This is a genomic window from Saccharibacillus deserti (assembly GCF_013618475.1).
Classification (GTDB): Bacteria; Bacillota; Bacilli; order Paenibacillales; family Paenibacillaceae; genus Saccharibacillus; species Saccharibacillus deserti.
The window spans coordinates 1,008,058-1,020,347 of the sequence record NZ_JABJVN010000001.1 but is presented as its reverse complement, the minus strand read 5'-3'; the positions used below and the strand labels follow the sequence as shown (position 1 = coordinate 1,020,347).

Here is a 12,290-nt window from a genome sequence, read left to right as displayed (position 1 = left end):
CACGTCTGATTCGCACCTAACCCTTGTGCCATTCAGACGAACGAAAGCCTACTGTTTATACGAGACAAGCGTTTAACGCTTGTCTCTTCAGAGGTTCGGTTTCGCACGTCTGATTCGCACCTAACCCTTGTGCCATTCAGACGAACGAAAGCCTACTGTTTATACGAGACAAGCGTTTAACTTTCGAAATACTGGCTGGGATGTCCCTGAAACGGATGAGTGCGCTCTTTGTACGCTCCCGCCGTATATATCCCGATAATCCGCCGCCAGAACTGCTGGGCCGGCTCGTTGTTTTTGAGTTGGGTCACTTTCCAGCGGCCTTTGAAACGATCGAACAGCATAGCCGCGGCTACCCTGCCGACTCCGCGTCTGCGAAACTTCTGCAGCACGAAAAACTCGACCATATAATACGAAGGCCGGCTTCCCTCATCATCGGTACGTTCGACCAGCGCCAATCCGGCCGGCTCTCCGTCGGCACGGATCAAGAAAGGGAATTTGCGCTGCGGATATGCCCAAAAGTCGTCCAGATCGGGATAATCCGGCAGACGGCCGTTCTCATCCGCCGCAATATCCAGATACCGCGTAAAATCATACAAATAAAACTGAAGCAGATTTTCGATCACCGCCCGGCGGGGTTCCGGTACAAGTTCCAGTTCTACAATCGGTCCCATTCTTTTCGGCTCCTTTTTCCCTGTTATCCGCTCTGCTGTCTCTTTATCGTAACCGACCCGCGGGCTTCCCGGCAACTCCGGTATCCGAAATTCACGAACGGGAGTTTGCCTGAAGAGCTTCATCGTGTGGTAAAATAAAACGACTAACCGGTTTGTACCGGGCGGCCTGTTCATCTTTTGCAAAAAGGAGAAGCCCCATGAGTATTCAAAAAGCGATCGACCGTACGCGTCTTGGCGAGAAGCTGCCGGAGATGCCTTGGTATGTCCAGCAATTTATCGATTACAAACTGCCCGATCTCTCCCCTTCCACCCTGCTGGAGTATGTTCGGGATTACGAATCGTTCTTCAACTGGCTGCGCGCCGAAGGTCTTTCTTCTGCCGCTGCCCTCAAAGACGTGACCCTCGCCGAATTGGAATCGCTGCGGATCGAGAATATTACCGGATACCGGCTGTATCTGACGACACGCACCGAAGGCACCAACTCCCGTACGACCGTCATCCGTAAACTGTCGGCGCTTCGTTCGATGTTCCATTACCTGAGCCAAATCGCGGAAGACGACGATTTTTATCCGCTGCTCAAACGCAACGTCATGGCCAAGATCGAGATCAAACGGACCAACAAACCCAAAGATACCGCGGCCAAGCTCAAAGGCAAGATTCTGGAAGAAGAAGAACTTGTCGCTTTTATCGATTATATCCGAGAAGGCTATGCCGCCGATGTATCTGCCAACAAGCAGGCGCTTTATGCCCATGCCAAGAACAAGGAAAGAGATGCTTGTATTGCGAGTCTGATCCTTAATTCGGGACTGCGCGTCTCGGAAGTCATCAACTTGAATCTCTCGGATCTCGACGTAGGCAACAAGCTGCTGCATGTTCTGCGCAAAGGCAGCAACGACGAAACCTTCAAGACCCCGGTCTATTTCCGCGATCAGGCCCGATTCGCGCTGGAGCGTTATCTGCCGCTTCGAGACAGCGAGTATGCCGCTTCCAAACGGGAAAAAGCGCTTTTTCTCGCGATTCCGAACGGTCAAACCGAAGGCAAGCGGATGACCAAGCGGGCGATCCAGGCCATGATTATCAAATACGCCAAACGCTTCGGCAAACCTTACCTGACGGTGCACAAGCTGCGCCATTCGTTTGCCACGGATTATTATTTGCAAAACGATATCTATAAAACGAAAGAACAGCTGGGCCACGCTTCTACCGAAACGACCGAAATTTATGCGCATCTGACGGATAAGACCATGTCCGAAGCCATCGAACGGCGAAGCCGGGAAAACGGTACGCAAGAAGCCTGAACGAAAAAGGGGGAACCGGCAGCTCGCCGATTCTCCCCTTTTCGTGCGGATTCCTGCAACACTCCTGCCGCTCTAAATCGACAGTGCCGCCGTAATAATCATGGCTCCGATTACATGCAGCGTTCCCGCAAACAAACCGTGTGCCACATTGCCCCGTTCCGTTCCTTCATCCAGGTTAAGTCCGCCCCATTTGCGCAGAACAAACTCGACCGCACTCTCCAGCGCCAGCAAAACAACGAAAGAAACGAACGAGATGATCCAGGCGCTGACAATCCCCGAAGATCCTTCCAGTACGTACTTCAAAATAAGCGCCTGGGCAAAAATCTTCATGACCAGACGAATCGTGACCGCGAGATTGCCTTTTTTCAATTCCTGAAAATCTTTGTATTTCGTAAACAACGAATCGATCACCATCAACAGGGTCAACAGCACCGCTCCGGAAAGCGTCCATACCGCCAGTCTTGCCAAATCCGAAAATTCCACTTTCCGTCCTCCTCCTGCGCCGATTATGTATGCAGCACCGCTCTTTCGAAAAGCGCGGGCACAAAACCATGAAAAAGCGAAGGGAGCCGCATGCGTACATGCGTTCCCCTTCGCCCGGCTTTCTTCGCCGCGTCGCCCTGCGAGTGCACGGGCCTGCTACTTTGCTTCATCAGCTCGGCCAATTCGCTCTTGAGCGATCCGGCAGCCTATTCTTTTTTCTCGTACTGCTTCATCAGCTCGGCCAATTCGCTCTTGAGCGATTCGGCAGCCTATTCTTTTTTCTCGTACTGCTTCATCAGCTCGGCCAATTCGCTCTTGAGCGATTCGGCAGCCTATTCTTTTCAGCTCGGCCAATTCGCTCTTGAGCGATTCGGCAGCCTATTCTTTTTTCTCGTACTGCTTCATCAGCTCGGCCAATTCGCTCTCAACCGCGCTGTTTTTGCCAAGTTCGGCGAACTCGTCGTCCAGCGATTTGCCTTTGGCAGACATTTCGTTGCTGGCTTCGGCTTGAGCTTCCATATTGAGCATCTTGTCTTCCATCCGTTTCAGGCCGGAAGTGGCGCTGTCGGAATTGAAGCCGGACATCGTTTTGTTGATTTCCGTTTGCGCTTTGGCCGCGCTGTAGCGGGCAACCAGCGTATCGCGCTTGTTTTTCATCTCGGTCAGCTGCTTGCGCATTTCTTCGAGCTTGCCGCGCAGATTGTCGGCGGCCGCTTTGTTCTGGTCGAAGCTGTTCTTGTATTCGGTCATCTTCTGTTCGGCCGCATTCTTCTCTTCAAGCGCGCGGCGCGCCAGATCGACGTTCTGTGCCTGGGCGGCCATGTGGGCCTGCTCCGTACGGCGGTTAACCAGCTCGGACTGCTCTTCGTAAAGCTGCTTGAATTTCTTTTCGATTGCGATCTGGGCGGCAACGGCTTTCTCCGCGTCGGCCAGGTCTTCCTGCATATCGCGAATGTACTGATCCGTCAGTTTAACCGGATCCTCGGCTTTCTCAATCAATGAGTACACGTTGGACAAAGTGAGATCTCTCAATCTTTTAAAAACGGACATTCGGTTTGCCTCCTTGAGCGTATTCTTATTATTCGATTTCAACCATTACCCTTTTTATTACGAACCTCACCACGATCGGTTTCATAATTGTGTTGCAAATTTTTAAATTAATTTTGCGGCTTCGTTCAGCGCCTCTTCGATCCGGACCGACACGATGCTCCCGATTTCTTCGATCTGCTCCCGGTTAAGGCCGTCGTAGTGAATCCCCATCGCTACCGTCACCGTACATGCCAGCAGACGGGCGGCATGCCGCGCGGCACGTTCGCTCAGCACGTTCTCTTTGTGTCCGGGCACGGTCGAAGTCTCGACCCGAATACGGCCTTCTTCAGCATAAGCCGTTGATACCGCTCCGATATGCGAGTTTCCTCCCGTTACCATCAGCAGCAGATCGCGCCCCATCTCCCTGCATTCGACCCGAATATCGGCAGGATCGTACAAATAAGCCATAACCGGCAGCCCCCTTTATAAAATACCCCGAATCTCGTCCAGACTCCGAATGCCTTCCGCGACCATAAACCGCTCGACGCCTTCGGCAAGCTCCGCTCCCGCATGCCAGTTGACGAAATTATACGTACCGACCTGTACCGCCCGGGCTCCTGCCATAATGAACTCAATTATATCTTCCGAACTCGAAATGCCACCCATCCCCACGACGGGAATGTGTACTCTTTTGCACACCTGATGGACCATGCGCAGCGCAATCGGCTTGACGGCGGGACCCGACAATCCGGCATACAAATTCTCGAACACGCTGCGGCGTCTGCGCACATCGATCTTCATGCCGGACAGCGTATTGATCAGCGAGACGGCTTCCGCCTCTTCTTCTTCGCACATCTGCGCCATGTCGGCGATATCTTCCGCATTCGGGGACAATTTGACCATAAGAGGCAGTCGGGTAGCGTCCCGTACTTCACGTACGACTTCGCGCGCAACACACGTCTTGATCCCATAGGCCATGCCGCCCGCTTTGACGTTCGGACAGGAGATGTTGAGTTCGATCATATCGACCGCTTTTCGTCCTTCCCGTTCGCGGATACGGCTATCTTCATCGATCATCGCGGCTCCTTCCACATAGTCCTGCACGGTACCGCCGCCCAGATTGACGATGCGGACGGTATCAAGCTTTTCCCAAAAAGCGCACTCGTCCGCCAAAAATGAAACGATGCCCGGATTTTCGAGACCGACGCTGTTCAGCATGCCGGAAGGCGTCTCGTAAACGCGGATCCCCGGGTTGCCCGGACGCGGGTGCAGGGTAATTCCTTTGCCCGAAATCCCGCCGAGCTTGGACAAATCGTACAGATTTCCGTATTCTTTGCCGAAACCGAATGTTCCGGAAGCCATGATCAGCGGATTCTTGAACGTCACCGGCCCTATGCGGCAGGACGTATCCAATGTCGATTCGATCATGCCAGCACCACCTCTTCCGCGCGGAATACCGGTCCGTCGGTACACGCTTTTTTTCGCCCGCTCTCGCAGCCGACGCTGCATACCAGACAGGCTCCGATTCCGCAGGCCATCCGGTTCTCGAGCGAGACATAGACGTCGGCTCTGCCCGACGACATGGCGCTTTTGATCTGGACGGCACGAAGCATCGGTTCGGGTCCGCACACGAAAATGGTATCGTAGGCATCGAAATCGACGCGGTCCAGCACTCTCCCTCCGAGATCGATCTCCAGCTTATGGCCAAGCGCTTCGAATTCATGCTCTTCATACACTTTCTCACTGAATCCCAAGTACAGATCGGCCTGCTCCAGATGTCTCGCCGTATAGTAAAGAGGCGCAATCCCGATTCCGCCTCCGACGAGTGCGGTTCGGCCCTGCGCCCGAGGAAAACCGTTGCCGAGCGGTCCGAGCAGCGTAACGTCGTCTCCGGCTGTCATCCGGGACAGCATCCGCGTGCCTTCTCCGGCCGTTTTATATAGAAACTTGACTCCGTATTCGTTCTGGTCGTACACGCTGAGCGGACGCGACAAGAGCGGATAACCGTCCCAACCTCGCACCATAAAAAACTGTCCCATTTTCGCCCCGAACTGCCCTTCCGCGTGCATCACGTAAATGCCTTCCGCCACGCGGCGGTTGGAAATGATTGTCGCCATAGGATCCTCCCCCGAACTGCTGATTTGCGCATATCTTGTCCATGATGCCTTAGGGAAAAAGGAATCGCTATGACAAGCATCACGAAAAGCCCGGACGATGACGTCCGGGCTTTTCGCAATCCGATCTCTGTTCGCTTGCAAACTTCGCTCTTCCTTACAGTACCTTGCTCAAAAAGTCCTGCGTCCGTACGTTTTTCGGTGCGCCGAATACTTCTTCCGGCGTCCCTTCCTCGACGATCACGCCGCCGTCCATAAACAGGATCCGGTCGCCGACTTCGCGGGCGAAGCCCATTTCGTGCGTGACGATCACCATCGTCATGCCGTCTTCGGCCAGCTTTTTCATCACGTCCAGCACCTCGCCAACCATTTCCGGGTCAAGCGCCGACGTCGGTTCGTCGAACAACATCACGTGGGGCTGCATCGCAAGTGCCCGCACGATCGCGATCCGCTGTTTTTGACCGCCCGACAGCTGCGCCGGATACGCGTTCTTCTTGTCTTCCAGACCGACCGACTGCAGCAGCGCTTCGGCGCGCTTGTCGGCTTCGGCTTTGGAAAGTCCGAGCAGTTTGGTTGGAGCCAGCGTAATATTGTCCAGCACGGTCTTGTGCGGGAACAAATTGAACTGCTGGAACACCATGCCCATCTTCTCGCGGGTCTTGTCGATATTGTGCTTCTTGTCCGTAATCGGCTTGCCTTCGAACAGAATCTCTCCGCCCGTCACTTCTTCAAGTCGGTTCAGACAGCGCAGAAACGTACTTTTGCCCGAGCCGCTCGGACCGATTACGACAACGACTTCGCCTTTTTGGATTTCGGCGTCGATCCCTTTGAGGACCTGATTTTTGCCAAAAGACTTTTGCAGATTTTTAGCGGATATCACCGGCACTCAACCTCCGTTCCAATACATTCAACAGTTTCGACAGAATAAGCGTCATAATCAGATAAATAAACGCCGCGATCACGAGCGGATACAGTCCGGAATACGTCAGCGTACGTACGGCGTTGGCTTGGAACATCAAGTCGGCGACCCCGATAAACGATACGATGGACGACTCCTTGATAATGACGACAAACTCGTTGCCGATCGCCGGCAGGACGCTTTTGATCGCCTGCGGGATAATAATGGTCCGCATCGCCAGTCCGCGCGGCATACCGAGGGAACGCGCCGCTTCCATCTGTCCTTTGTCGACGCCCTGGATTCCCGCACGGAAGATTTCCGCCAGGTAAGCCGAGCTGTTGAGGGACAAGGTAATAATACCCGACTGCAGCACCGTAAACTTGATATCGAAGGCGCTGGCCAAACCGAAGTGAATGATAAGGAGCTGGACGAGCATCGGCGTGCCCCGCAGCACTTCGATATAGGCCACGGCAATCCATTTCAGAATCTTGACGCCCGACAATCTCAGCAAGGAAACCAACAGACCGATCAGGAATCCGAACAGGACGCCCAGTGCCGACAGCAGCAGGGTATACTGAACGCCGTCCGCGTAATAACCGCGATATTTCCAGAAGAACGAGAAAATGTTGCTCGGCGCGTTCTCTCCGGAATTCAGTTCGTTGGCGGCCTGAATATAGCCTTCGACCGCATTTTCATCGTTCAGCCGCTTCAGCGTGCTGTTGATGTCGGTCAGCAGCTGCGTATTGCCTTTCTCCACGGCGATCGCCATCGGCGTATCGCTGTCTTCCGGCACGGCTTCGGCGATCGCCAGACCCGCACGGTTCTTGACCTGCGCTTCGGCGACCGGACCTTCGAAGACGGCTGCGTCTACGCGATCGGACAGCAGCAGGCTGACGACGTCGGAGATACTTTTGACGGCCGTGACCTGCGCGTTCGGAATGCCATTCGCAATTTCTTCTTGAATCGAACCCGTCTGTACCCCGATCGGCAGACCTTCGAGTTCCGCCATCGTCGGGAACTTGTCGGCATCTTCGGCGCGCGTCAGGATGACCTGTTTGGAAATGTAGTACAGATCCGAAAAGTCGACGTTTTGTCTGCGCTCGTCGGTCGGCGTCATGCCGGAGATAACCATATCGATCCGGCCGCTCTGCAGCGCCGGCAGCAGACTGTCGAACGGCATATTCTCAAGCTTCAGTTCCGCGCCCATGTCGGCCGCGATTTGTTCGGCGATCATGACGTCGGAACCGACGATTTTGCTCTTGCCGTCTACCGTCAGCATAAATTCGTACGGCGCGAAATCCGCGCTTAACCCGACGATAATCGTCTTTTTGTCGTTTGTGCCCGAGTCGCCCTGTGCTTGTGCTTGTCCGTGGCCGGGATACAGCGCCAACGTCAGCATCAGCAGAGCCAGCAGCATCGGGATGATCCGTTTCAGTCTCAGCATGCTCTCTCTCCACTCTGTTGTAAAATGACAAGTCATTATAAAATGATATTCATATTTATACAACAATATTCAGCAAATGTCGCCTGTTTTTTTTGTTTTTCTTTCTTTTTCATTACTCAAAAAGCCGCGTCGGCGTTGAAAACGTTCGCTTCGCATGCTAAAATTCACTTCTAAATAAACAAAGCGGGGAGTCTTTCCATTGATGAATAATAAAGCGCATAAGCAGCGAATCGAAGATACGATTGACCGTTATCATGCGGAACTCAAAGAGATCGCTGTCTATATTGCACAGAACCCGGAGCTCGGAAACGAAGAATTCAAAGCGTCCGCCAGGCTCAAACAATCGCTCTTGGCGCATGGCTTTGAAGTCGAAGCTCCGGTACTCGGAATCGAGACCGCTTTTATCGGTACATTCCGCTCGGACAAACCGGGACCGACGATTGCGCTGCTGTGCGAATACGATGCGCTGCCGGAAATCGGCCATGCCTGCGGACATCATCTGATCTGCACGATGAGTCTGGGCGCGGCGATCGGTCTCCAGGAAACCGTACGGGAGCTTGGAGGTACGCTGCGCGTTTACGGTACGCCGGCCGAAGAAACACGCGGCGCCAAAGTTACGATGGCCGACGCCGGATTGTTCGACGACTGCGACTTCGCGCTGATGGCGCATCCGTATTACGCGTTCCAGAAATCCGGCAGCGCGCTGGCGATGGATGCGATCCAATATGAATTCTATGGAAAAGCCTCCCACGCCGCAGCCAGCCCCGAAGCGGGCATCAACGCGCTGGACGCGGTGCTCCAGCTGTTCAACGCAATCAACGCCCTGCGTCAGCAGACGCGCACGGACGCCCGGATCCATGGCATTATCAATCAAGGCGGCGTTGCGGCCAATATTATTCCCGATTACGCTTCGGCCCAGTTCTATGTCCGCTCGGCCGATCGGCCCTATACGAACGAACTAGTGGCCAAAGTCCGCCGGATCGCCGAAGGTGCCGCACTGCAGACCGGATGCGAGCTGAAAGTGTCGAACTACGAATATTCGTACGACGAACTGATTACCAATGAGACGCTGTCCGAGACCTTTACCCGCAATCTGATCGAAGCCGGCGTCGACCCCGGAATTATTCAGGAACCGGAAAACGGAGGTTCGGCCGATGTCGGCAACGTCTCTACCCGCTGCCCCGCGATCCATCCTTACATTCAGGTTGTTAAGGAACGCCACGAGCTGCACAGTATCGGTTTCCGTGATCTCGCGCAGCAGGATAGCGCCTACGAAGCCATGATTTTCGGGGCCAAGATGCTGGCGGGTACCGTCTGCGACACCCTGACCGTTCCGGGCCTACTGGAGCGCGTACGCCGGGAATTTCTCGAACTCCCTTCCCATTCGAGCGCTCCGATTCCTTTTTCAGGATCGAACGCGCAGTAAACGTCCGCCCTTTTCCCGTGTTCGTTTCGAACGCGCCGGAGAAGGGCTTTTTGGTGTGCATTTTTCCCGGTTCGACCCGACGCTTTGATTCTTTTGGTTTCAATGTAAACTTTTCCCGGGTAATAACATCCATCTGTATGCTGCTGGGTAACTGTCCCCCGCCTGACGATTTTTCCTGTTTATTCCGACAAAAGGGGCGATTCCATGTTTCGTGAAGCCATGTACCATGTACCGCGCGACAAATGGGCGTATGCCTACGATCTGCATACGATCCATCTGCGGTTTCGCACCAAGAAAAACGATGTCGACCGGGTAACCGCACTGACCGGCGACAAGTACGACTGGAATCGGACCTATTTCGAAGTGGAATTGGAAAAAGCGGCCACCGACGAATACTTCGATTATTGGGAAGGTCCGGTACGTCCAAATTTCAAACGTGTCGCTTACATATTCCGATTGATCGCCGGCAGCGAAACGCTGTACAAAGCCGACAATGAACTGCATAACGGAATGCCGGTGCCCACGGGAGGCTACTACGAATTCCCCTATATTCACAAAGTCGATCTGTTCGCCGCGCCGGATTGGGCCAAAAAAGCCATCTTTTATCAGATTATGCCCGACCGGTTCGCAAACGGCGATCCGTCGAACGATCCTCCCGGCACACTCCCCTGGGGCGGACAGCCCAATCTCACCGATTCGTTCGGCGGCGACCTGCGCGGGGTATTGAACCATATCGATTATCTGGTGGAGCTGGGGATTAACGCGATTTATTTCACCCCCGTCTTCACCGCAAACTCTTATCACAAATACGATACGATCGATTACAAAACGGTCGATCCTCATCTGGGCGACAGCAAAACGCTCAAAAAACTCGTTGAAGCTTGTCATAGCAAGGGGATTCGCGTCATCCTGGATGCCGTATTCAATCACTGCAGCGACCACTTTCCTCCTTTTCAGGATGTCGTCGCAAAAGGTCCTTATTCGCCTTATGCGGATTGGTTCCATGTGAACGAGTTCCCGCTTGGCGTCAAAGACGGTATTCCTACCTATGATACCTTCGGTTTCTATTCCAACATGCCCAAGTTCAATACCGGCAACGAGGAAGTGCGCAAATATCTGCTTGGCGTCGCCAAATACTGGATCCAGGAAATCGGCGTCGACGGCTGGCGGCTCGATGTCGCGGATGAAGTGGACCATCATTTCTGGCGCGAGTTCCGCGATGTGGTCAAAGCGGCCAAACCGGATGCCTATCTGGTCGGCGAAGTGTGGAGCGACTCGTTATCGTGGCTTATGGGCGACCAGTTCGATTCCGTCATGAACTACCCTTTTTCCGATAAAGTATTGGCGTTCTTCGGCGGCGGTATGGACGGTTATCAGTTTGCCAGTCATATGGGCAGCCTGCTGATGCGTTATCCGCAGCAGACGAACGAAGTGGTCTTCAACATGCTGTGCAGTCACGATACTCCGCGTCTGCTTACCCGGCTGGGCGGCGACAAACGCAAGCTCAAGCTTGCGATCGTGTTCCTGTTCACGTATATGGGCACGCCCTGCATTTTCTACGGCGACGAGATTGGGCTGCAGGGCGGCGCGGACCCGGACTGCCGCAAATGCATGGAATGGAATCCTTCCCGTCAGGACCGCGAACTGTTCAATTTCTATCGCATGATGATCGTGCTGCGCAAGAATAATGCGGCGCTGCGAGGCGGCCGTTTCCGCTTCCTGATGGCCGATTCCGGCAATCCGTGTATTGTGTACGAACGGATCAACGACCATATCCATTTTACCTTCTGGATGAACAATACCGATCAAGGCCGCACTTTGTCGCATCCGATCGAAACCGACGATTGGCGCGACGCGCTGACCGGAGAAAATGTACCGACTGTAGATGGGCAGCTGGCCATTCCGCTCGATCCGTACGGATATCGGATTTTGTACCGGAATCTGGATAGAGACGGCCTTCCCGAGAGCGAAGAAGAAGCGGATTGAACCGCTGTTGGCTCGATAAACGTCATTTTTGAAACACCAAGAAGCCGTCCTGCTGCGCAGGCGGCTTTTTGCCGCAAAATTTTCTCCGATCCCCCAAAAAGAAAGCGTTTTAAACCCTTTAATTTGGTTATTTTTCCTTAAGTGGTTAGGGGGAGAACCGGATAGGAAAGGAGGCGGCGGGTATGTTCTTCGTCGTTTCGATGGCAGCGATTGTGGTATCGGTATTGGCAGTGTTAAAACGTCTGAGTGGGGGATCGGTCGGCACCGGGGTGAAAACGGCTTTGTTTATGTTGGTTTATTACTTCAGTCCGTTTTGAAACGGGCACGGACGAATCGTGACCGGTTAAAAACCGATCGCGGCTCCTTCCGGACTTCAGCAGCCGGATCGGCGGGGAACCGCTGTCCGACTGCTTCTTTCCTGCGCTTCACTTTCTCCAGAACGTCGTACAATCCGCTTTGTCTTCGATATTAAAAGCGATCAGATCTTGCAGCAGCTCGTAATCGACAGGCATTTTCCACGGAATCCGAAACAGCTGCGCGGTCTGGGCATAACCCGCCTGCTCGATCCGGCTGGAAAAACGCTGCATGGCCGCCGCTTCCGGGGCAACGGACATATGCGCTTTGGCGCTGCTGAATGCCAAAATAAACGTATCATGGTCGGTGAACATAGGCTGATTCCAAGCTATTTTTGTTCCCAGATTCGGAAAAGTCTCCTGTACCCAGGCAAACACATTTTCCAAACGTTCCTTTTGCAGCGGATCGTCGATCTTGGTCAGGTATTCCGCAAAAACGCTCATCGCTATCCCTCCTCCAACCTATTCTCGTTAGCCGTACGAACATTTGTACCTCTTTATTTTGCCGGGTATCCCCCGTTTTGGCAAGCTTTTTCCATAAAAAAGAACCGGATAATAAATCCGGTTCTTCGCGCGCGTTCTCCTGTT

General features: G+C 53.8%; 13 protein-coding genes. 4 read left to right on the top strand and 9 right to left on the bottom strand.

Going from position 1 to position 12,290, the window contains the following annotated elements:
• Positions 1–176 precede the first annotated feature (176 nt).
• Positions 177–671, bottom strand: a complete 495-nt coding sequence (locus tag HOP44_RS04525; RefSeq protein WP_172250930.1) for a GNAT family N-acetyltransferase — start codon at positions 669–671, stop codon at positions 177–179.
• A gap of 197 nt (positions 672–868) precedes the next feature.
• Between HOP44_RS04525 and xerS the strand changes: the two genes are divergently transcribed.
• Positions 869–1,969 carry a tyrosine recombinase XerS gene (gene xerS / locus HOP44_RS04520; RefSeq protein ID WP_172250928.1) on the top strand — a complete coding sequence of 367 codons (1,101 nt, stop codon included), beginning with the start codon at positions 869–871 and terminating at the stop codon, positions 1,967–1,969.
• A 72-nt stretch (positions 1,970–2,041) separates the two neighbouring features.
• Here the strand turns inward: xerS and HOP44_RS04515 are convergent, their stop codons facing one another.
• The 7 genes from HOP44_RS04515 to HOP44_RS04485 form a co-directional block, all read right to left on the bottom strand.
• Positions 2,042–2,452, bottom strand: coding sequence for a DUF350 domain-containing protein (locus tag HOP44_RS04515; RefSeq protein WP_172193828.1), 411 nt, complete (start codon positions 2,450–2,452; stop codon positions 2,042–2,044).
• A gap of 378 nt (positions 2,453–2,830) precedes the next feature.
• Positions 2,831–3,502: a PspA/IM30 family protein gene (locus HOP44_RS04510; RefSeq protein WP_172193829.1), complete on the bottom strand. Its 672-nt coding sequence runs from the start codon at positions 3,500–3,502 to the stop codon at positions 2,831–2,833.
• Positions 3,503–3,604: 102 nt separating this feature from the next.
• Positions 3,605–3,949 carry a prenylated flavin chaperone LpdD gene (lpdD, locus tag HOP44_RS04505; protein WP_172250926.1) on the bottom strand — a complete coding sequence of 115 codons (345 nt, stop codon included), beginning with the start codon at positions 3,947–3,949 and terminating at the stop codon, positions 3,605–3,607.
• A 15-nt stretch (positions 3,950–3,964) separates the two neighbouring features.
• Entirely contained in the window at positions 3,965–4,909 is a 945-nt protein-coding gene (locus HOP44_RS04500; RefSeq protein WP_172250924.1) for a dihydroorotate dehydrogenase, read from the bottom strand.
• A complete protein-coding gene (locus HOP44_RS04495) occupies positions 4,906–5,598 on the bottom strand; it encodes a dihydroorotate dehydrogenase electron transfer subunit (RefSeq protein ID WP_172250922.1) in 693 nt (230 codons plus the stop codon). The genes HOP44_RS04500 and HOP44_RS04495 overlap by 4 nt, the downstream gene beginning before the upstream one ends.
• Positions 5,599–5,752: 154 nt before the next feature.
• A complete protein-coding gene (locus HOP44_RS04490; protein WP_172193833.1) occupies positions 5,753–6,475 on the bottom strand; it encodes an ATP-binding cassette domain-containing protein in 723 nt (240 codons plus the stop codon).
• Positions 6,462–7,937, bottom strand: coding sequence for an ABC transporter substrate-binding protein/permease (locus tag HOP44_RS04485; RefSeq protein WP_172250920.1), 1,476 nt, complete (start codon positions 7,935–7,937; stop codon positions 6,462–6,464). Before HOP44_RS04485 ends, HOP44_RS04490 begins: the two co-directional genes overlap by 14 nt.
• 202 nt (positions 7,938–8,139) lie before the next feature.
• On the opposite strand from HOP44_RS04485, the gene HOP44_RS04480 reads away from it, so the two are divergent.
• The 3 genes from HOP44_RS04480 to HOP44_RS22985 all read left to right on the top strand — a co-directional run bounded on the left by HOP44_RS04480 (position 8,140) and on the right by HOP44_RS22985 (position 11,666).
• Entirely contained in the window at positions 8,140–9,363 is a 1,224-nt protein-coding gene (locus HOP44_RS04480) for a M20 family metallopeptidase (protein WP_172250918.1), read from the top strand.
• A 204-nt stretch (positions 9,364–9,567) separates the two neighbouring features.
• Positions 9,568–11,349 (top strand): alpha-glycosidase, encoded by a 1,782-nt coding sequence (locus tag HOP44_RS04475; RefSeq protein WP_172250916.1) that lies wholly within the window; start codon positions 9,568–9,570, stop codon positions 11,347–11,349.
• A gap of 182 nt (positions 11,350–11,531) precedes the next feature.
• Entirely contained in the window at positions 11,532–11,666 is a 135-nt protein-coding gene (locus HOP44_RS22985) for a hypothetical protein (protein WP_281367766.1), read from the top strand.
• A gap of 108 nt (positions 11,667–11,774) precedes the next feature.
• Here HOP44_RS22985 and HOP44_RS04470 read toward each other — a convergent pair whose 3' ends face one another.
• Positions 11,775–12,146 (bottom strand): iron chaperone, encoded by a 372-nt coding sequence (locus HOP44_RS04470; RefSeq protein WP_172250914.1) that lies wholly within the window; start codon positions 12,144–12,146, stop codon positions 11,775–11,777.
• Positions 12,147–12,290 lie beyond the last annotated feature (144 nt).

Bases quoted from the DNA above. Each gene is read 5' to 3' on its own strand.
- HOP44_RS04525 (WP_172250930.1), bottom strand. From the start codon at position 671: ATGGGACCGATTGTAGAACTGGAACTTGTACCGGAACCCCGCCGGGCG.
- xerS (WP_172250928.1), top strand. From the start codon at position 869: ATGAGTATTCAAAAAGCGATCGACCGTACGCGTCTTGGCGAGAAGCTG.
- HOP44_RS04510 (WP_172193829.1), bottom strand. From the start codon at position 3,502: ATGTCCGTTTTTAAAAGATTGAGAGATCTCACTTTGTCCAACGTGTAC.
- lpdD (WP_172250926.1), bottom strand. From the start codon at position 3,949: ATGGCTTATTTGTACGATCCTGCCGATATTCGGGTCGAATGCAGGGAG.
- HOP44_RS04500 (WP_172250924.1), bottom strand. From the start codon at position 4,909: ATGATCGAATCGACATTGGATACGTCCTGCCGCATAGGGCCGGTGACG.
- HOP44_RS04495 (WP_172250922.1), bottom strand. From the start codon at position 5,598: ATGGCGACAATCATTTCCAACCGCCGCGTGGCGGAAGGCATTTACGTG.
- HOP44_RS04485 (WP_172250920.1), bottom strand. From the start codon at position 7,937: ATGCTGAGACTGAAACGGATCATCCCGATGCTGCTGGCTCTGCTGATG.
- HOP44_RS04480 (WP_172250918.1), top strand. From the start codon at position 8,140: ATGAATAATAAAGCGCATAAGCAGCGAATCGAAGATACGATTGACCGT.
- HOP44_RS04475 (WP_172250916.1), top strand. From the start codon at position 9,568: ATGTTTCGTGAAGCCATGTACCATGTACCGCGCGACAAATGGGCGTAT.
- HOP44_RS22985 (WP_281367766.1), top strand. From the start codon at position 11,532: ATGTTCTTCGTCGTTTCGATGGCAGCGATTGTGGTATCGGTATTGGCA.
- HOP44_RS04470 (WP_172250914.1), bottom strand. From the start codon at position 12,146: ATGAGCGTTTTTGCGGAATACCTGACCAAGATCGACGATCCGCTGCAA.